Here is an 18,752-nt window from a genome sequence, read left to right on the forward strand (position 1 = left end):
TGCGGTCATGGGAGATCTTGAGATACGGGCGGCCGCCGCCGAGGACATCCCGGCCATCGTCGCCATGCTCGCCGACGACCCACTGGGCGCCCAGCGGGAGTCCTCCGGCGATCTAGCCCCGTACCTGGCCGCACTGGAACGGCTCACCGCGGACCCGAACCAGCACCTCGTCGTCGCCGTCCGCCAGGACCGCGTCGTCGGCACACTTCAGCTGACGATCATCCCCGGCCTGTCGCGGCGGGGGGCCACACGCTCGATCATCGAGGCCGTGCGCATCCATGCCGACCAGCGGGGAAGCGGGCTGGGCACCCAGCTGATCGAGTGGGCGATCGCGGAATCCCGGCGTCAGGGCTGCCAACTGGTTCAGCTGACGTCCGACAGGACACGAACCGACGCGCACCGCTTCTACGAGCGGCTCGGCTTCGAGCCGTCACACCTCGGCTTCAAGCTTCCGCTGTAGCCACCAGCGACAGCGGCCGCCGCGAAGGCGCTGGAGGGACCTGTTTCACGTGAAACAGGTCCCTCCAGCGACAAGCGCGCTATCCGATACCCCGCCACCCCTCCGGGTCGACTCCACCGGGAACCGACGCGTTCTCGTCGTACGGCTGCCGCGTGAACACGAAGGATCCGAGGTCCAGATGGTCCACGGAGCCGTCGGCCCGCCGTACGGGCCGCAGCAACTCTCCGGTGTAGTACCCCTCCAGTCCGGTCCAGGTGCCGTCGCCGTTGGGCCGGAAGCGGGAACGCCGGCCGGTGCCGGTCAGCGGCTCCAGGGAGAGGAGCCCATCCGCTGTCAGCCGCAGCCCGAAGCCGTACGTCCCCCAGTACCACTGCCCCGCCAGCTCCAGCACCGACGGCTCCACCTCCCGCAGCGGTCGCCAGGGCTCCGGAATCCGCGGTTCGGCGTCGGCGACGATACGGACCAGATCGACGCCCACAGTGGCCAGCGGAACCCCTGAGGTGCAGTTGGCCAGCACGACGACGGCCACGTCGTCCTCCACGGCGACGGTCAGAAAGGCGAGAAAGCCCGGCAGCGACCCGGAGTGCCCCACCAGCAGCCGTTCGCCCGACCGCCGCAACTCCAGCCCGAGCCCGTAGGCATACCCCGTCACCACGTCCGCGTCCTCGGGCGGTGCCGATGGCTGCCGCATCTCGCGCAACGACTCGGCGCTCAGCACCTTGTCGTCCCCCTGAGCGAGGAAGACGGCGAACCGGGCCAGGTCCCCCGTAGTGGACCAGAGTTGTCCGGCCGGGGCCATCCGGCCCAAATCTTCGGTGGGCTCGGGCAGCATCACGTCGGCCCACGGGTGCACCGCCCAGCCACCTGCATGAGGGGCCTGTGGTCGAGTGCTCGTCCGGTGCAGCCCCAGAGGTTCGAGTACTTCCCGCCGAAGGACGTCCTCCCATGCGGCACCGCGCAGCTTCTCGACGAGCGCGCCCAGCACGGTGTAGCCAGGATTGGAGTAGTGGAACCGTCGTCCGACCGGGTGCCGCAGCGGCTCCTCGCCGAGCACGTCGGCGAGTTCGGGGCGAAGTGTTCCAGGGGTCCTCTCCCACCAGGGCGCCGGCGATTCGGCGGCCAGGCCGCCGGTGTGCGCCAGCAGATCCCCGATCGTCGCCTCCCCCGCACCGGTTCCCGGCAGATGCTTCTCCAGCGGGTCCACGAGATCGAGCAGGCCCTCGTCGCGCAGACGCAGCACCAGCACAGCGGTGAAGGTCTTGGTGATCGAGCCGATGCGGTACTGCGTGTTCTCGTCCGGCGCGTGGCCGTCCACCGACGACCGCGCGCCGTGCCAGACCGTCCGCCCACCACGGCTCACCGCGGCCACGAGCGACGGTGTCCGCCCCTCGGCCTGGGCGACCGCGATCCGGTGCAGCAGGGCCCGGCGGGTGCTCGGAAGCAGCTCATCCTGAGGTGTCGTCATGCTCTCAGTCCATCCGGTACACCGCCGCACGTCGAGCGGATTTCTCCCCGGCGACGGGCCTGGGCACGGTGGCCACCGGCCCGGAGGCCACCGATTGCCTGACCGCACGGGCGGCCGTGCAACGGCAGGTCGGGTGGCCGCGAGGTTCACAACGAGCACTCGGGCCCAGGAGAGCACTCAGTGGTAGCTGTCCGAAGTCCTGGCCGATAGCGCTGAAGCTCCCTCTCAGGGGTGTGAGACCGGACCGGTGCAGCATGATGAGCCCGTGGACTTCGAGCCGTACCGAGGTGAGTTGGTGGCGTTCTGCTACCGGATGCTGGGTTCGGTGCACGAGGCCGAGGATCTGGTACAAGAGACACTGCTGCGTGCCTGGAAGGCCCGTGACCGGTACGACCCGGCACGCGCGGCGGTGCGGACCTGGCTGTACCGGATCGCGACCAATGTGTGCCTGACCGCGCTCGAGGGGCGCGGGCGGCGTCCGCTGCCGTCCGGGCTGGGGATGCCGAGCGACGATCCCGAGGCGCCCCTGCGGCCGGCGCTTGATGTGCCCTGGCTGGAGCCGTTCCCCGAGGCACGGTTCGATGTGGAGATCAGGGCCGATCTGCGGCTCGCATGGGTGGCGGCGGTGCAGGTCCTGCCGGCGCGGCAGCGGGCGGTCCTGGTGCTCCGCGAGGTGCTGGCGTTCACCGCCGCCGAGGTCGCCGAGCAGTTGGGCACCACGGTCGCGGCGGTCAACAGCGCCTTGCAGCGGGCCCGTGCCGCTCTCGTCGACGTGAACGATGCCGGTGCGGTCACCGAGTCCGATACATGCAGGCGTTCGAGGCGGCGGACGTCCCCGCGCTGGTGCGGCTGCTGGCCGACGACGCGGTACTGGAGATGCCCCCGGTGCCGTTGTGGTACCGAGGCAGCCGGGACTACGGCCGGTTCCTGGAGCGGGTGTTCCGGATGCGCGGCAGGGGCTGGGGGACGCGGGAGCTCACCGCGGGCGGGCAGCCCGTGCTCGCCGCATACGCGCCGGAGCCCGGTGGCGGGCGCCGGCTCCACACCCTGCAGGTCTTCACCGTCACCGAGGGGCGCATCACGCAGAACGTCGTGTTCGCCGATCCGCGCGTCTTCGACGCCTTCGAGTTGCCGGGAGAGATTCCCGCAGGCGAGTTCCGCAGGGAGCGATGAGTCGGGGCGGTGCGGACGGTAGGTACCGGTGAGCACCGAACCGAAGGGAGTCTCATCGTGAGCGTCATCGTCATCGAGTTCATCACCCTGGACGGGATCGTGTCCGACCCGGACGGATCCGCCGGGACGCCGTGGGGCGGCTGGGCGGTCCGGCACGGCCCGGAGGCGGTCGCCGGGGACAAGTTCCGGCTCGGCCGCACGCTGGACGAGGGTGTACTGCTGCTCGGGCGCGCCACCTGGCAACTGTTCTCACGGCTCTGGCCGGGCCACGACGACCCGTTCGCCGCACGGATGAACGCCGTCCCGAAGCTGGTCGTCTCCCGCACCCTGCCCGACACCGGCACCTCGGCGTGGGCGAACTCCCAACTGCTCGACGGCGACCTGGTCGACGCCGTCAAGCGCGAGCGGCGGGACGTGGTCGTCACCGGGAGCCTGAGCGTCGTGGACCGGCTGAGAGCCGCGGACCTGGTCGACGAGTACCGGCTGCTGACCTTCCCCACCGTCCTCGGTACCGGCCGGCGGCTCTTCCCGGCCGACGGCCCCCACGCCGAGCTGGAGTGCCTCTCCGCCGAGCAGGTCGGCGCCGCCGTCCTCACCCGCCACCGAAGGGCCGCCTGATGACCGCTCGCGTCAACCGTACGCGTCGCCGCCGGTGAAGACGACCGCTCGCCCGAGCATCGGGAAGGGAACGGCTACCGACGCTCGGGCGCATGCACCGGTCAGGTCTGCGCCATGTCCACGAACCGCGAGTAGTGACCTTGGAACGCGACCGTGATGGTCGCCGTCGGGCCATTGCGGTGCTTGGCCACGATCAGGTCGGCCTCGCCGGCACGCGGTGACTCCTTCTCGTAGGCGTCCTCACGGTGGAGCAGGATGACCATGTCGGCGTCCTGCTCGATGGAGCCGGACTCGCGCAGGTCGGAGACCATCGGCTTCTTGTCGGTGCGTTGCTCGGGGCCACGGTTGAGCTGGGAGAGCGCGATGACCGGGAGCTCCAGCTCCTTGGCCAGCAGCTTGAGATTGCGGGACATGTCCGAGACCTCCTGCTGACGGCTCTCGGCACGCTTGGAGCCACCGGACTGCATCAGCTGGAGGTAGTCGATGACGACCAGCTTGAGGTCGTTGCGCTGCTTCAGACGCCGGCACTTGGCGCGGATCTCCATCATCGACAGGTTCGGGGAGTCGTCGATGTAGAGCGGGGCCGCCGAGACGTCCGGCATGCGGCGGGCCAGCCGCGTCCAGTCCTCGTCGGTCATCGTGCCCGAGCGCATGTGGTGCAGCGCGACCCGGGCCTCGGCGGACAGCAGACGCATCGCGATCTCGTTGCGGCCCATTTCCAGGGAGAAGATGACGCTCGGCAGGTTGTGCCTGATGGACGCGGCCCGCGCGAAATCCAGGGCGAGCGTCGACTTGCCCATGGCGGGCCGTGCGGCGATGACGATCATCTGCCCCGGGTGCAGGCCGTTCGTCAGCGAGTCGAAGTCGGTGAACCCGGTGGGCACACCGGTCATCTCCCCGCTGCGCGAGCCGATCGCCTCGATCTCGTCGAGCGCGCCCTCCATGATGTCGCCCAGCGGCAGGTAGTCCTCGCTGGTGCGCTGCTCGGTGACGGCGTAGATCTCGGCCTGGGCGCGGTTGACGATTTCATCGACGTCGTCGTCGGCCGCGTATCCCATCTGTGTGATCCGCGTACCCGCTTCGACCAGACGGCGCAGGACCGCGCGCTCGTGGACGATCTCCGCGTAGTACGCGGCGTTCGCCGCCGTGGGCACGGTCTGCACCAGGGAGTGCAGATACGAGGCGCCACCCACCTTGTTGATCTCGCCGCGCTTGGTGAGCTCGGCGGCGATGGTGATGGGGTCGGCCGGCTCACCCTTGGCATAGACGTCGAGGATGGCCTGGTAGATCGTCTCGTGCGCGGGCTTGTAGAAGTCGTGGCCCTTGAGTATCTCGACGACGTCGGCGATGGCGTCCTTGGACAGGAGCATCCCGCCGAGAACGGACTGCTCCGCGTCGAGATCCTGCGGGGGGACGCGCTCGAACGACGAGCCGCCGTCCCACTTGCCGTCGTCCGGGCCGCGGTCGTGCTGTTCGTCGCGGCCGCGGACGTGGTCCGGCCGACGCCGGGAGGCAGGCAGACGATCGCTGGGTCCGCTGTCGGCCCAGGGGTCGTCCAAGGGCTCGGAAATGCTCACCGAGCGTCCTCCTCCTGTCCGCCGCGCGGACCTCGCCGTGCCTCTCATTTCTACGGCACGGCACTGACAATTCGAGAAGCCCGACTCCGCTTCTGGCCCGTCTCTTTATGACGGTTTGGAAGCCTGGGGACGGAGCGCGCGCCGGACTACGGTAGGCCCCCGGGCACCTTCAGCCAATCTGGTTATCCACAGGCCATGTGGACGAGCGACCGGATGCTGTGGAGAACTCCCCCAAACCTGTGCACGACCCGGTGGACAGTGCTGTGAACAAGGCCTCGCGAGATTTTCCACAACCCCTCTGACCTGCTTGATTGCCGTCCACCGGCTGTGCAGAAGAAAAACTTTCCCCGCTGGACCAAGATCGGTTCGAACGGTGCGCACAAGTGCGCAGCACGAGACGCTGGGTAAGGGTTCTAAGACCTTTGCGTCGCTTACCTGTGGACGATTAGATTGATGCCCATGACACAGGCCCCCGCACGCCCCTCGGCCGGCCGGCGTCAGCACGACCGAGAGATCGTCGCGCTGGCCGTGCCGGCCTTCGGCGCCCTCGTCGCCGAGCCACTCTTCGTCATGGCCGACAGCGCGATCGTCGGCCACCTCGGAACGGCGCAGCTCGCCGGACTCGGTGTGGCCTCGGCCCTGCTGACGACCGCCGTCAGCGTCTTCGTCTTCCTCGCCTACGGAACCACGGCCGCCGTCGCCCGACGTGTCGGCGCGGGCGATCTCCAGGCCGCGATCCGCCAGGGCATGGACGGCATCTGGCTCGCCCTGCTGCTCGGCGCCGCCGTCATCGTGGTCGTCCTGCCCACTGCCCCCGCCCTGGTCGACCTCTTCGGCTCCTCGCACACGGCGGCTCCGTACGCGACGACGTATCTGCGCATTTCCTCCCTGGGCATCCCGCCCATGCTCATGGTGCTCGCCGCCACGGGTGTACTGCGCGGGCTGCAGGACACCCGGACGCCGCTCTATGTCGCCGTCGCCGGCTTCGTCGCCAACGCCGCCCTCAACGCGGGACTCGTCTACGGCGCCGGGCTCGGCATCGCGGGTTCCGCCTGGGGCACCGTCATCGCCCAGTGCGGCATGGCCGCCGTCTACCTCACCGTGGTCGTCCGCGGAGCCCGCAGGCACTCTGCCTCCCTGCGCCCGGACGCCGCCGGGATCAGGGCGTCCGCGCAGGCCGGAGTCCCCCTGCTCGTTCGCACCCTCTCGCTGCGGGCCATCCTGTTGATCGCCACGGCGGTCGCGGCCCGCCTCGGCGACGCGGACATCGCCGCCCATCAGATCATCCTGTCCCTGTGGAGCCTGCTCGCCTTCGCGCTCGACGCGATCGCGATCGCCGGACAGGCGATCATCGGGCGCTACCTCGGTGCCGACGATCCCCAGGGCGCCCGTGAGGCATGCCGCCGCATGGTCCAGTGGGGCATGGCGGTCGGGGTCGTCCTCGGGCTCCTCGTGTTGGCGAGCCGCCCGCTCTTCCTGCCCCTGTTCACCGGCGACGCCGTGGTCAGGGAGGCCGCGTTGCCCGCGCTGCTCATGGTGGCGCTCTCCCAGCCGGTCTGCGGCGTGGTCTTTGTGCTCGACGGCGTGCTGATGGGTGCGGGAGACGGACCTTATCTCGCGGGCGCCATGCTGGTGACCCTCGTGGTCTTCACTCCGGCGGCGCTGCTCGTCCCCGTCGTGGGAGGCGGGCTCACCGCGCTCTGGGCTGCGATGACGCTGATGATGACCGTACGTCTGCTGACCTTGTGGCTGCGCTCGCGGTCGGGCAACTGGATCGTCACCGGTGCGACGCGCTGACCGTTTCACGTGAAACCACCGGGCCCGTCGGGTTTCATGTGAAACACCCGACGCCGCATCACGAGTGACAGCCATGGGACGTGACGAGCCAGACCCATGGAAAGAGCGCAACCGTGGAAAGGGGCCGCACCCTCAATGGGTACGGCCCCTTTACCGACTGCTCAGGCAGCACGCAGCACTCAGGCGGCGACAACCTCGATGCTGACCTTGGCGGCAACCTCGGGGTGCAGACGCACGGACGTCTCGTGGGCGCCCAGGGTCTTGATCGGCGCACCCAGCTCGATGCGACGCTTGTCGACCTCGGGGCCACCGGCAGCCTTGATCGCCGAGGCGACGTCGGCCGGGGTGACGGAACCGAAGAGGCGGCCGGCGTCGCCGGAGCGGACGGCCAGGCGGACCTTCACGCCCTCGAGCTGGGCCTTGACCTGGTTGGCCTGCTCGATGGTCTGGATCTCGTGGATCTTGCGAGCACGACGGATCTGCTCGACGTCCTTCTCGCCGCCCTTGGTCCAGCGGATCGCAAACTTCCGCGGGATCAGGTAGTTGCGAGCGTAGCCGTCCTTGACGTCGACGACGTCGCCCGCGGCACCGAGACCGGAGACCTCGTGGGTGAGGATGATCTTCATGAGTAGGTCACCCTTCCCTTAGCGCGCGGTGGAGGTGTAGGGCAGCAGCGCCATCTCACGGCTGTTCTTCACAGCCGTGGCGACGTCACGCTGGTGCTGCGTGCAGTTGCCGGTCACGCGGCGGGCACGGATCTTGCCGCGGTCGGAAATGAACTTCCGCAGCATGTTCGTGTCCTTGTAGTCCACGTACGTGACCTTGTCCTTGCAGAACGCGCAGACCTTCTTCTTAGGCTTGCGCACAGGCGGCTTCGCCATGGTGTTTCTCCTGTGTGATCAAGAAGTGTGGTTACGGCCCACCCCGGCCTCGGTCCGGCCCCGGAAGGCCGGCCGCACGGCCTAGAAGGGGGGCTCGTCCGAGTAGCCGCCACCGCCGCCGGAGCCGCCGCCCCAGCCACCGCCCTGGTTGCCACCGGCGGGAGCGCCGGTCGCCCACGGGTCGTCGGCGGGAGCACCGCCCTGCTGGCCGCCGCCGGAGCCGCCGCCCCAGCCGCCGCCGCCCTGGCCGCCGCCCTGGCCGCCGCCGCCACCGTAGCCACCCTGGCCACCGCGGCCGCTGGTCTTGGTGACCTTGGCCGTGGCGTTGCGCAGGCTGGCACCGACTTCGTCGACGTCCAGCTCGTAGACCGTGCGCTTGACGCCCTCCCGGTCCTCGTAGGACCGCTGCTTCAGCCGGCCCTGCACGATGACGCGCATGCCTCGCTGCAGCGACTCGGCGACATTCTCCGCCGCCTGGCGCCAGACGGAGCAGGTCAGGAAGAGGCTCTCGCCGTCCTTCCACTCGTTCGTCTGGCGGTCGAAGGTGCGGGGGGTGGACGCGACACGGAACTTCGCGACCGCCGCACCGGAGGGGGTGAAGCGCAGCTCGGGGTCGTCGACAAGATTGCCGACGACCGTGATGACGGTCTCGCCTGCCATGGGGGAACCTCTCGGCGGGTTTGCTGCTGGCTGCTTGCTGCTACTCGAAGCCCGAGATCAGCTGAGCGGGAGGCTCAGTGGGTCTCGGGGCGGAGGACCTTGGTCCGGAGGACCGACTCGTTCAGGTTCATCTGGCGGTCGAGCTCCTTGACGACCGCAGGCTCGGCCTGCAGGTCGATGACCGAGTAGATGCCCTCGGGCTTCTTCTTGATCTCGTACGCGAGACGACGACGGCCCCAGGTGTCGACCTTCTCCACCTTGCCGCCGCCATCACGGACGACGGACAGGAAGTTCTCGATCAGCGGGGAGACAGAGCGCTCCTCGAGATCGGGGTCGAGGATGACCATCACCTCGTAGTGACGCATGTGGAACCCACCTCCTCTGGACTCAGCGGCCACGGTCGTTCCGTGGCAGGAGGGTTGTGATGCGCTGGTACCGATGTCCGTGAGTAAACCAGGCCCCACTGACACTGGGGTCCACTCGGCCGAATCGGCCGGGCCGGGGCATGGCAGGGCATCGGTACAGAAGCCACAGCCTACCGCCCACCGCCGTCCGGTTGAAATTCGGCCCCGAGGGCAGACAATCTGTACACAACGGGTTGTGCAGGGCGAAGCGACGTTGCCTTCGGCAGGAGGTACCCCATGGCTCAGATCATGCGGCCGACCAAATCCAGCAGCGGCCTGCTGGCCACGGACGGCAAGCGGCACCCCGTCCAGAACACACTGCTGGCCGTGACCGCTGTCCTAGGTCTGATCTCCATCCTCACCGCTCCCTTCCCCGGACTCCACTACCTGACCGCCTGGACGGGCCTGCTGGGCGTCCTGACCGGCGGATACGGTCAGTTCATCTCGGAGACGACGCGTGAGCGCTTCGGCCTGGTCCTCGGACTGGGCGCCTCCGCGATCGGCCTCTTCTTCGGGATGGCCAACGGTGGGCTCTTCGGCATCTTCAACGGGTTCGTCGGCGGCTGACCGGGATCCCGGACCCACGACGGGCGGGTCCCCGGCACTCCCACAGGCCCGGACCGGCGGGCGAAGGGCGGACAGTGCCCCGTACGGGCGCTCCCGGGCGCAGTAGGCTCTGGCGCGAGAGCCGGAGCCCCTGAACCCATGGGGACACGCCAGCCCGAGGAGCGCCCCGAATGAGCCTGACCCTGAGGACCATCAGTCGAGAGCAGCATCTGGCCTACATCCAGAGTCTGCCCGCGGCGAGTCACATGCAGGTTCCGGCATGGGCGGACGTCAAGGCGGAGTGGCGCTCGGAGCATCTCGGCTGGTTCGACGACCGCACCGGCGAGCTGGTCGGTGCCGGCCTGGTCCTCTACCGTCAGCTGCCCAAGATCAAGCGCTACCTCGCCTACCTGCCCGAGGGCCCGGTCATCAACTGGTTCGCGCCGAACCTCGAGGACTGGATCCGGCCGATGCTGGCGCACCTGAAGCAGCAGGGTGCCTTCTCGGTGAAGATGGGGCCGCCGGTGATCATCCGCCGCTGGAACTCGGAGACCATCAAGAAGGGCATCCAGGACTCGGACGTCAAGCGCCTGCGCGACCTCGAGGCCGACTTCATCGAGCCCCGCGCCTTCGAGGTCGCCGACAAGCTGCGGCGTATGGGCTGGCAGCAGGGTGAGGACGGGGGCGCCGGCTTCGGCGACGTCCAGCCCCGCTACGTCTTCCAGGTGCCACTCGCCAACCGGTCCCTGGAAGAGGTGCACAAGAACTTCAACCAGCTGTGGCGCCGCAACATCAAGAAGGCCGAGAAGGCGGGCGTCGAGGTCGTCCAGGGCGGCTACCACGACCTGGAGGAGTGGCAGCGGCTGTACGAGATCACGGCCGTGCGCGACCACTTCCGGCCACGCCCGCTGTCGTACTTCCAGCGCATGTGGATGGCTCTCAACTCGGAGGACCCCAACCGCATGCGGCTGTACTTCGCCCGGCACAACGGCGTGAACCTGGCCGCGGCGACGATGCTGATCGTCGGGGGCCACGTCTGGTACTCCTACGGGGCCTCCGACAACATCGGCCGCGAGGTCCGCCCCTCGAACGCGATGCAGTGGCGGATGCTGCGCGACGCCTACGCCCTCGGCGCCACGGTCTACGACCTGCGCGGCATCTCCGACTCGCTGGACGAGACCGACCACCTGTTCGGCCTGATCCAGTTCAAGGTCGGCACCGGTGGGCAGGCCGCCGAGTACCTCGGCGAGTGGGACTTCCCGCTGAACAAGCTGCTCCACAAGGCGCTCGACATCTACATGTCGCGCCGCTGACCTCGCGTCCGACCGACCGACGCCGTCGCTCCGCTTCGACACCGTCGGCAATTCCCCCTCTGATTCACCGCAGCCACGAGAAAGGTTCCGGGTCCGGCCATGGCGCTCACGCTCTACGTCGACACCGCGCGCTGGCGGGCGCATCACAAGCACGTGCAGGAGCAGTTCCCCGGGCTGGTCCCGGTCTGCAAGGGCAACGGCTACGGCTTCGGCCACGAGCGGCTGGCGGAGGAGGCCACCCGGCTCGGCTCGGACGTCCTCGCCGTCGGCACGACGTACGAGGCCGCGCGGATCAAGGACTGGTTCGGCGGTGACCTGCTGGTGCTGACCCCCTACCGGCGCGGCGAGGAGCCCGTGCCGCTGCCCGACCGGGTGATCCGCTCGGTGTCGTCGGTGGACGGTGTGTACGGCCTCGTGGGGGCGCGTGTCGTGATCGAGGTGATGTCTTCGATGAAGCGGCACGGCGTCAGTGAGCAGGACCTGCCGCAGCTGCACGCCGCCATCGAGAACGTCCGCCTGGAGGGCTTCGCCATCCATCTGCCGCTGGACCGCACCGACGGCTCGGACGCCGTCGAGGAGGTCATCGGCTGGATGGACCGGCTGCGCGCGGCACGGCTTCCGCTGCACACCATGTTCGTCAGCCACCTCAAGGCCGAGGAACTCGCCCGGCTGCAGCAGCAGTTCCCGCAGACCCGGTTCCGCGCCCGCATCGGCACGCGGCTGTGGCTCGGTGACCACGAGGCCACCGAGTACCGCGGTGCGGTCCTGGACGTCACACGGGTGTCCAAGGGCGATCGCTTCGGCTATCGCCAGCAGAAGGCGGCCTCCGACGGCTTCCTCGTCGTCGTGGCGGGCGGCACGTCGCACGGAGTGGGCCTGGAGGCGCCCAAGGCGCTGCACGGCGTCATGCCGCGGGCCAAGGGTGTGGCACGGGCCGGGTTGGCCACGGTGAACCGGAACCTTTCGCCGTTCGTCTGGGGCGGCAAGCAGCGCTGGTTCGCCGAGCCCCCGCACATGCAGGTCTCCATCCTGTTCGTGCCCTCGGACGCCCCGGAGCCGAAGGTCGGCGACGAACTGGTGGCCCATCTGCGGCACACCACCACGCAGTTCGACCGGCTCATGGACCGCTGAGCCTCCCGTCCACGCCGAAGGCCGTACACGGTGCCCACCGTGTACGGCCTTCGGTCTTCCTGAAGCCTCCTCAGCTCCGTTCGCTCACAGCGAACGGTCCTCGGGCGTGGCCGGAGTCCGGCTGCCCCACTCCACCGAGGGCCCGTCGAAGTGCGCCGCGTGGAGCCGGGAGTGGCCCGAGGTGCCGAGGACGAAGTGGTCCGGCGCACCGTCGAGCACACCGCCCGAGGGATCGTCGTCCCCGGCCAGGCGCACCACGTCGCGCTCCGGCATCAGGATGTCGCGGACGACGACCGCGCACAGGTACACCGTTCCGGCCAGATGCACGGCGATCACCCAGTAATAGCCGTCGGCCGGCAGTCCCTTGTGCGCGTCCCCGCTGGTCGTGTACGCGAGGTACATCCAGATACCGAGGAAGTACGTCACCTCGCAGGCCTGCCAGATCAGGAAGTCCCGCCACTTCGGGCGGGCCAGCACCGCGAGCGGGACCAGCCACAGCACGTACTGCGGTGAGTAGACCTTGTTGGTGAGGATGAACGCCGCCACCACCAGAAAGGCCAGCTGGGCGAAGCGCGGGCGGCGGGGAGCGAACAGGGCCAGCGCCGCGATGCCGAGGAAGCACAGCACCACCAGCAGCGTGGCCGCGGTGTTGACGAAGTCGGTGCTGGGCGGATCGCTGGACTTCTGGGCCCAGATCAGCCAGAAGGATCCGAAGTCGACACCCCGGTCGTGGCTGAACCTGTAGAACTGCCACCAGCCGTCCGAGGCGAAAGCCATCACCGGCACATTCACCAGCAGCCAGGCGACGACCGTACCCGCGAGTGCCCTACCGAAGTCCCGCCATCGGCCCGCCCGCCAGCAGAGCACGAGCAGGGGACCCAGCAGGAGCACCGGATAGAGCTTGGCGGCCGTGGCGAGCCCCAGGAGGACACCGAAGGCCAGGGAGCGCTGCCGGGACCACATCAGCATCGCGGCAGCCGTCAGGGCGACCGCCAGCAGGTCCCAGTTGATGGTCGCGGTCAGCGCGAAAGCCGGCGCCAGGGCCACCAGCAGACCGTCCCAGGGCCGTCGGGCATGCGTGCGGACCACACAGACGGCGATGACGGCCGCGCAGACCATCAGCATCCCGGCGTTGGCCATCCAGTACCACCGTTCCTGGTGCTGGATGGTGCCGCTGTGCGGAGTCAGCCAGGAGGCCACCTCCATGAACACACCGGTCAGCACCGGATACTCGAGGTACGGCATGTCGCCGGTGAGCTTGTCGAAGTAGGGCACGAGGCCGTCGGCGAAGCCGCGCCCCTGGTAGAGGTGCGGGATGTCCGAGTAGCAGGCCTTCGTGTACTGCGAGCTGGCCCCGAAGAACCAGGCACTGTGGTAGCAGGGCGCCTTCTGGACCAGCCCGAGGGCGAACATGCCGATCGCGACGAGCGCGACGACCCGCACGGGAGTCCACCAGGACGTTCCGGGCAGGATGCGCCGCCCCGCAGGGCCGCCGATCAGCTCGCTGCCGGCCGCGGCGACCTCGTCCTCCCTGGTCGGCAACACCGGGCCGGGGGCGGACTCGTGCGGGCTCGCTTGCGTCGATTCAGCACTGGGCATGCCGCCATCCTGCCGTACGCGTCTCGGAAAAGCCGTGGGCCGCCGCACCTCGACGGTGCGACGGCCCATGTTTCACGTGAAACGTCCCTACCGGACGACGCCGGTGCAGGGCTCGCGGCTAGTTGCCCGTGCCTCCGAAGAAACCGCCACTGCCATTGCCGTTGCCTCGGGTGGTGCCACCGTCGGTGCTGGTCTCCGTGGCGGTGGGCGTCGGGGTGGGAAAGCCTCCGTCCGCGCCGCCGGCGTCGTTGCCTCCGCTGCCGTCGCCGCCGTTCCGACCGCCGGTGTCCGAGCAGCCGAAGAAACCGCACTGCGACTCGGTCGGTGTGGGCGTCGGCCTGGTATGGGTCGGGGTGGGGGTCGGCGTCGGCGTGGGGCTCGACTCCTGGCTCTGGGTGGCCGAGGGAGTGGGCGTGGGGCTGGGAGCGGCGTTGACGATCTCACCGACGGGCTCGGGCTTCGGGAACGGCTTGGCCTGCTGACCTTCGAGTGCCTGCAGCATGTAGTCGTGCCAGATCTGAGACGGGAACGAGGCACCGTGGATCTTCTTCTGGCCGCCCGTTCCGTACATCTCCAGGAAGGTGCGCGACTTGTTCTTCTCGTTGTCGTCCATCCGGAACATGCTGATGGCGGTGGACAGTTGCGGGGTGTAGCCGACGAACCAGGCGGACTTGTTCCCGTCGGTGGTACCGGTCTTGCCCGCCACCTCGCGACCGGGCAGCCGGGCGTTGGTACCCGTTCCCCTGTCGACGACGGTCTTGAGAACGTCCGTCACATTGTCGGCGACCGCCGCGGTGAAGGCCTGCTTCGTGGCGCTCTTGTGCTTGTAGACCAGCCCGTCCTTGTTCTTGACCTCCAGGACGGAGAACGGGTCGTTCTGCTTGCCGCTGGCCGCGAACGTGGCGTAAGCGCCGGCCATGCGGATCGCGCTGGGGTCGGAGATGCCGATGGAGAAGGACGGGAAGCTGGTGCCGGCCAGGCTGTCCTCCTTCAGCCCCGCGTCCAGGGCCGCCTGCTTGACCTTGTCCAGCCCGACGTCCATGCCGAGCTGCACGAACGCGGAGTTCACCGACTCCCGCATCGCCTCGCGCAGATCGATCATGTAGTTCGGCGGTTTCCCATAGGACTCATTGCCGTCGTTGGTCTGCAGCCACTCCTCGCCCTTCTCGTTCTTCCAGACCGTCCCGTCGTAGTTCTTGATCTTGAGCTTGTTCTTGCCGCTGAAACGGCTCTTGGGAGAGACCTGGGTGCGCTCGTCCTGCGCCTGCGTCGGGTCCCCCTTGGGATCACGGACGCCATCCCGCATCGCCGCCGCCAGCACGAACGGCTTGAAGGTCGAGCCCACCTGCGCGCCGGTGGCATCGGCGTTGTCGGTGAAGTGCTTCGTCCAGTCCTCACCGCCGTAGATCGCCGCGATGGCCCCCGTGGCCGGATCCACCGAGGCACCGCCGAACTGGACGTGGGTGTCGGTGTCCGGACGCTTCTTCGGCTTGATGTTGGCCTTCTGGACCTTCTCGACCGCGCTCTTGAGCTCGTTGACCTTCTTCTTGTCGAAGGTCGTCGTGATCGTGTAGCCACCCAGCCGCAGCTTCTCCTGGGTGATGCCGGTCTCGTCGCTGTGGGCGACCAGGTAGCTGTTGGCCAGGTCGACGAGGTAGCCGATCTGACCGCTCAGCCTGGTGTTGGACCGCGGGTTCTGCCAGTGAGGGAGCCGGGTGTACTTGGCCCGTTCGGTGGCGCTCAGATGGCCGTACTTGACCATCTTGTCCAGGGTGTCCTGCATCTGCAGCGTGGCACGCCGGGCGTTGTCCTCGGGCGTGGCGGCCGGGTCGATGGACACGGCGCCGGCCGGGTCGTAGTACGTGGCGCCCTTGAGCATGGCCGCGAGGAAGGCGCACTCTCCGGGGTTCAGCTGGATGGCGTCCTTGTTGAAGTACGCGCGTGCGGCCGCCTGGATGCCGTACGCCCCCCGGCCGTAGTACGCCGAGTTCAGGTAGCCCGCCAGGATGTCGTCCTTCTTGACGGTGGCGCCCACCTTGATCGAGATGAAGATCTCCTTGAACTTGCGGGAGACCGTCTGGGACTGGTCGTCCAGGCGCGCGTTCTTGACGTACTGCTGGGTGATCGTGGAACCACCCTGCGTCTGACCACCGGTGGCCATGTTGAAGACCGCGCGGGCAATGCCCTTGGGGTCGATGCCGCTGTCGGTGTAGAAGGTCTTGTTCTCCTGCGAGATGACCGCCCAGCGCATCGCCTCGGGGATCTGCGAGAGGTTGACGATCTGGCGGTTCGTCTCACCGCCCGTCGCGACCATCGGAGTTCCGTCGGACCAGAGGTAGACGTTGTTCTGCGCCGTCGCGGTGTCGGCGACGTTGGGCACGCTCACCATGGCATAGCCGATGCCCGCGACCGCCACCAGGCTCCCCATGAACCCGATGAACAGTCCCGAGAGCAGCTTCCAGGAGGGCATCCAGCGTCGCCAGCCGTACTTGCCCGCCCGCGGGTAGTCGATGAACCGCTTCCTGGCGGGGGGAGCGGTCCGCCCCCGGCCGCGTCCCGGCCCGTTCGGGCCGCCGGGTCCGCCTCCTCTGCGCCGGCCACCGCTTCTCTGCGCCGCCCGGCGTGCCTCGGCGCGCCCGCCGTACGGGCGGTTCTCACCTCCCGCACCGTACGAGCCGGACCCGTGGGACGTGGACCCATAGGAGTCGGCAGGTGACCCGGTGGCGCCTCGCGGTGCCGCGCGGCGGCCGGAGGACGAACCGGACTGACCGCGTCGGGCCGCGGCACGTCCGCCTCCCTGCGGCTGCGGCGGTTTGCGACGGTGCTCGCTCATCGAACGACTACTCCTCGGGCAGGCGCACCTTTGCGCGCCTGGAAACGGCGGCTGGTTTCCGGTCCCCCCGAAGTACGGATGTGACAGGTCGCGCATTCACCCGTACTGCACCAGGGACGAGGACGTCCCCAGGCGTCACTCGGTTCCCGGTGGTGTGCATGGCGCACAGACTACGCACCGTCAAAACCCACCGGGTCCCGAAGTTCACCCCAAATCAGGCAACTTGCCTCCACCGAAACAGTGATGTGATCCCGTTCACCATGTCACCCCTTGTCGCATGCGCAGCGCCGTTCTATCGTCGTGATGTATCGAGTCGATACATCAGGGCGACATAAAGACCGTCACGGCACCCGGAGTGGCCCGCCACCACCGGGTCGCGGCAGAGAGGAGGCGACCATGGGCCGGCGTTCCGGAATCCTCGAGTTCGCCGTACTCGGCCTGCTCCGCGAGTCCCCGATGCACGGCTATGAGCTGCGCAAACGACTCAATACGTCACTGGGTGTGTTCCGAGCGTTCAGCTACGGGACCCTCTACCCCTGCCTCAAGACGCTGGTCGCGAACGGCTGGTTGATCGAGGAGCCGGGGAGCACCGCCGAGGACACCGTCGCCGCTGCACTCGCGGGGCGTCGCGCCAAGATCGTCTACCGGTTGACGGCAGAAGGTAAGGAGCACTTCGAGGAGCTGCTCTCCCAGACGGGCCCCGACACGTACGACGACGAGCACTTCGCCGCGCGCTTCGCCTTCTTCGGGCAGACGTCGCGCGACGTGCGCATGCGCGTGCTCGAGGGCCGCCGTAGTCGGCTGGAGGAGCGCTTGGAGAAGATGCGCGCCTCCCTCGCACGCACCCGGGAGCGCCTCGACGACTACACCCTTGAGCTCCAGCGCCACGGGATGGAGTCCGTGGAGCGCGAAGTGCGCTGGCTGAACGAGCTCATCGAGAGCGAGCGGGCCGGACGGGACCTCAAGGGTTCCGCCTCCAGGGGGACCGCTCAGCAGGACACCACCAATGGAGCGACGGGCGGCCTGCCCCGGACCGGGGATCGTTCCCGGCCGGATACGCCCGGCGACACCGCCACGTGAGGTCCCGTCGGGGCTTCACCGAGTACACACAGGGAGCAACCGGAATGGGTTCGGTTCGCGTAGCCATCGTCGGCGTGGGCAACTGCGCCGCATCGCTGGTGCAGGGCGTCGAGTACTACAAGGACGCCGACCCGGCCTCCAAGGTCCCGGGCCTCATGCACGTGCGGTTCGGCGACTACCACGTGCGGGACGTCGAGTTCGTCGCCGCGTTCGACGTCGACGCCAAGAAGGTCGGCCTGGACCTCGCGGACGCCATCGGCGCGTCCGAGAACAACACCATCAAGATCTGCGACGTCCCCTCCACCGGCGTGACGGTGCAGCGCGGCCACACCCTGGACGGTCTCGGCAAGTACTACCGCCAGACCATCGAGGAGTCCGCCGAGGAGCCGGTCGACGTCGTCCAGGTCCTCAAGGACAAGCAGGTCGACGTTCTGGTCTGCTACCTGCCGGTCGGCTCCGAGGACGCGGCGAAGTTCTACGCCCAGTGCGCCATCGACGCCAAGGTCGCCTTCGTCAACGCCCTCCCGGTCTTCATCGCCGGCACCAAGGAGTGGGCGGACAAGTTCACCGAGGCGGGTGTGCCGATCGTCGGTGACGACATCAAGTCGCAGGTCGGCGCCACCATCACGCACCGCGTCATGGCGAAGCTGTTCGAGGACCGGGGCGTCATCCTGGACCGCACGATGCAGCTGAACGTCGGCGGCAACATGGACTTCAAGAACATGCTCGAGCGCGAGCGCCTGGAGTCCAAGAAGATCTCCAAGACCCAGGCCGTCACCTCGCAGATCCCCGACCGGGAGCTCGGCGAGAAGAACGTCCACATCGGCCCGTCCGACTACGTGGCCTGGCTCGACGACCGCAAGTGGGCTTACGTCCGCCTCGAGGGCCGTGCCTTCGGTGACGTCCCGCTGAACCTGGAGTACAAGCTCGAGGTCTGGGACTCCCCGAACTCGGCCGGCGTCATCATCGACGCCCTGCGCGCCGCGAAGATCGCCAAGGACCGGGGCATCGGCGGCCCGATCCTGTCGGCGTCCTCCTACTTCATGAAGTCCCCACCGGTCCAGTACTTCGACGACGAGGCCCGCGAGAACGTGGAGAAGTTCATCCGCGGCGACGTCGAGCGCTGACAACCGCTCCTGCCAGGGCTGAGGGTCCCCGGGCCGGGTACGCCAGGCGTACCCGGCCCGGGGACCCTTGCCGTATGTGAGGCTGTCC

16 protein-coding genes and 1 pseudogene are annotated in these 18,752 nt (G+C 68.6%); 9 read left to right on the forward strand and 8 right to left on the reverse strand.

Annotated elements, in window-relative coordinates:
* Window positions 1-7 precede the first annotated feature (7 nt).
* Complete coding sequence (locus tag ACWDUZ_RS31380) at window positions 8-460, forward strand: N-acetyltransferase family protein (protein ID WP_451635191.1); 453 nt, start codon at window positions 8-10, stop codon at window positions 458-460.
* 79 nt (window positions 461-539) lie between these two features.
* Here the strand turns inward: ACWDUZ_RS31380 and ACWDUZ_RS31385 are convergent, their stop codons facing one another.
* On the reverse strand, window positions 540-1,925 hold the full coding sequence (locus ACWDUZ_RS31385; protein WP_451635192.1) for a serine hydrolase domain-containing protein: 1,386 nt from the start codon (window positions 1,923-1,925) through the stop codon (window positions 540-542).
* A 265-nt stretch (window positions 1,926-2,190) separates the two neighbouring features.
* Here ACWDUZ_RS31385 and ACWDUZ_RS31390 point away from each other — a divergent pair.
* Window positions 2,191-3,098: pseudogene (locus tag ACWDUZ_RS31390) on the forward strand (RNA polymerase subunit sigma-70).
* Between the two features lie 57 nt (window positions 3,099-3,155).
* Window positions 3,156-3,716, forward strand: a complete 561-nt coding sequence (locus ACWDUZ_RS31395) for a dihydrofolate reductase family protein (RefSeq protein WP_451635193.1) — start codon at window positions 3,156-3,158, stop codon at window positions 3,714-3,716.
* 101 nt (window positions 3,717-3,817) lie between these two features.
* Here ACWDUZ_RS31395 and dnaB read toward each other — a convergent pair whose 3' ends face one another.
* Window positions 3,818-5,293: a replicative DNA helicase gene (gene dnaB, locus ACWDUZ_RS31400; RefSeq protein ID WP_451635194.1), complete on the reverse strand. Its 1,476-nt coding sequence runs from the start codon at window positions 5,291-5,293 to the stop codon at window positions 3,818-3,820.
* A 435-nt stretch (window positions 5,294-5,728) separates the two neighbouring features.
* Between dnaB and ACWDUZ_RS31405 the strand changes: the two genes are divergently transcribed.
* Window positions 5,729-7,090 carry an MATE family efflux transporter gene (locus ACWDUZ_RS31405; RefSeq protein ID WP_451635222.1) on the forward strand — a complete coding sequence of 454 codons (1,362 nt, stop codon included), beginning with the start codon at window positions 5,729-5,731 and terminating at the stop codon, window positions 7,088-7,090.
* Between the two features lie 179 nt (window positions 7,091-7,269).
* Here ACWDUZ_RS31405 and rplI read toward each other — a convergent pair whose 3' ends face one another.
* The 4 genes from rplI to rpsF form a co-directional block, all read right to left on the reverse strand.
* Entirely contained in the window at window positions 7,270-7,716 is a 447-nt protein-coding gene (rplI, locus tag ACWDUZ_RS31410) for a 50S ribosomal protein L9 (RefSeq protein WP_030168569.1), read from the reverse strand.
* Between the two features lie 18 nt (window positions 7,717-7,734).
* Complete coding sequence (gene rpsR / locus ACWDUZ_RS31415; RefSeq protein WP_003949403.1) at window positions 7,735-7,971, reverse strand: 30S ribosomal protein S18; 237 nt, start codon at window positions 7,969-7,971, stop codon at window positions 7,735-7,737.
* An 81-nt stretch (window positions 7,972-8,052) separates the two neighbouring features.
* The gene (locus ACWDUZ_RS31420; protein WP_451635195.1) at window positions 8,053-8,631 is read right to left on the reverse strand and encodes a single-stranded DNA-binding protein; all 579 of its coding nucleotides are present in this window, start codon (window positions 8,629-8,631) and stop codon (window positions 8,053-8,055) included.
* Window positions 8,632-8,705: 74 nt separating this feature from the next.
* Window positions 8,706-8,996 carry a 30S ribosomal protein S6 gene (gene rpsF, locus ACWDUZ_RS31425; RefSeq protein WP_009189556.1) on the reverse strand — a complete coding sequence of 97 codons (291 nt, stop codon included), beginning with the start codon at window positions 8,994-8,996 and terminating at the stop codon, window positions 8,706-8,708.
* 276 nt (window positions 8,997-9,272) lie between these two features.
* On the opposite strand from rpsF, the gene ACWDUZ_RS31430 reads away from it, so the two are divergent.
* The 3 genes from ACWDUZ_RS31430 (at window position 9,273) to ACWDUZ_RS31440 (ending at window position 12,025) form a co-directional block, all read left to right on the forward strand.
* Window positions 9,273-9,602, forward strand: a complete 330-nt coding sequence (locus ACWDUZ_RS31430; protein WP_451635196.1) for a hypothetical protein — start codon at window positions 9,273-9,275, stop codon at window positions 9,600-9,602.
* 170 nt (window positions 9,603-9,772) lie between these two features.
* On the forward strand, window positions 9,773-10,894 hold the full coding sequence (gene femX, locus ACWDUZ_RS31435; RefSeq protein ID WP_451635197.1) for a peptidoglycan bridge formation glycyltransferase FemX: 1,122 nt from the start codon (window positions 9,773-9,775) through the stop codon (window positions 10,892-10,894).
* A gap of 99 nt (window positions 10,895-10,993) precedes the next feature.
* Entirely contained in the window at window positions 10,994-12,025 is a 1,032-nt protein-coding gene (locus ACWDUZ_RS31440; RefSeq protein ID WP_451635198.1) for an alanine racemase, read from the forward strand.
* An 84-nt stretch (window positions 12,026-12,109) separates the two neighbouring features.
* On the opposite strand, the gene ACWDUZ_RS31445 is transcribed toward ACWDUZ_RS31440, so the two are convergent.
* Entirely contained in the window at window positions 12,110-13,624 is a 1,515-nt protein-coding gene (locus ACWDUZ_RS31445; RefSeq protein WP_451635199.1) for a glycosyltransferase family 87 protein, read from the reverse strand.
* A 118-nt stretch (window positions 13,625-13,742) separates the two neighbouring features.
* Entirely contained in the window at window positions 13,743-16,457 is a 2,715-nt protein-coding gene (locus ACWDUZ_RS31450; protein WP_451635200.1) for a transglycosylase domain-containing protein, read from the reverse strand.
* 396 nt (window positions 16,458-16,853) lie between these two features.
* Between ACWDUZ_RS31450 and ACWDUZ_RS31455 the strand changes: the two genes are divergently transcribed.
* Together ACWDUZ_RS31455 and ACWDUZ_RS31460 are read left to right on the forward strand one after the other, a co-directional pair.
* Window positions 16,854-17,537, forward strand: a complete 684-nt coding sequence (locus tag ACWDUZ_RS31455) for a helix-turn-helix transcriptional regulator (protein WP_451635201.1) — start codon at window positions 16,854-16,856, stop codon at window positions 17,535-17,537.
* Between the two features lie 44 nt (window positions 17,538-17,581).
* Window positions 17,582-18,664: an inositol-3-phosphate synthase gene (locus tag ACWDUZ_RS31460; protein ID WP_451635202.1), complete on the forward strand. Its 1,083-nt coding sequence runs from the start codon at window positions 17,582-17,584 to the stop codon at window positions 18,662-18,664.
* Window positions 18,665-18,752 lie beyond the last annotated feature (88 nt).

It is taken from the genome of Streptomyces sp. NPDC003393, from assembly GCF_053589015.1.

Coding starts and splice junctions, on each gene's coding strand:
- rplI (WP_030168569.1), bottom strand. CDS start 7,716: ATGAAGATCATCCTCACCCACGAGGTCTCCGGTCTCGGTGCCGCGGGC.
- rpsR (WP_003949403.1), bottom strand. CDS start 7,971: ATGGCGAAGCCGCCTGTGCGCAAGCCTAAGAAGAAGGTCTGCGCGTTC.
- rpsF (WP_009189556.1), bottom strand. CDS start 8,996: ATGCGTCACTACGAGGTGATGGTCATCCTCGACCCCGATCTCGAGGAG.
- ACWDUZ_RS31385 (WP_451635192.1), bottom strand. CDS start 1,925: ATGACGACACCTCAGGATGAGCTGCTTCCGAGCACCCGCCGGGCCCTG.
- ACWDUZ_RS31440 (WP_451635198.1), top strand. CDS start 10,994: ATGGCGCTCACGCTCTACGTCGACACCGCGCGCTGGCGGGCGCATCAC.
- ACWDUZ_RS31445 (WP_451635199.1), bottom strand. CDS start 13,624: ATGCCCAGTGCTGAATCGACGCAAGCGAGCCCGCACGAGTCCGCCCCC.
- ACWDUZ_RS31455 (WP_451635201.1), top strand. CDS start 16,854: ATGGGCCGGCGTTCCGGAATCCTCGAGTTCGCCGTACTCGGCCTGCTC.
- ACWDUZ_RS31460 (WP_451635202.1), top strand. CDS start 17,582: ATGGGTTCGGTTCGCGTAGCCATCGTCGGCGTGGGCAACTGCGCCGCA.
- ACWDUZ_RS31450 (WP_451635200.1), bottom strand. CDS start 16,457: ATGAGCGAGCACCGTCGCAAACCGCCGCAGCCGCAGGGAGGCGGACGT.
- ACWDUZ_RS31420 (WP_451635195.1), bottom strand. CDS start 8,631: ATGGCAGGCGAGACCGTCATCACGGTCGTCGGCAATCTTGTCGACGAC.
- ACWDUZ_RS31430 (WP_451635196.1), top strand. CDS start 9,273: ATGGCTCAGATCATGCGGCCGACCAAATCCAGCAGCGGCCTGCTGGCC.
- ACWDUZ_RS31380 (WP_451635191.1), top strand. CDS start 8: ATGGGAGATCTTGAGATACGGGCGGCCGCCGCCGAGGACATCCCGGCC.
- femX (WP_451635197.1), top strand. CDS start 9,773: ATGAGCCTGACCCTGAGGACCATCAGTCGAGAGCAGCATCTGGCCTAC.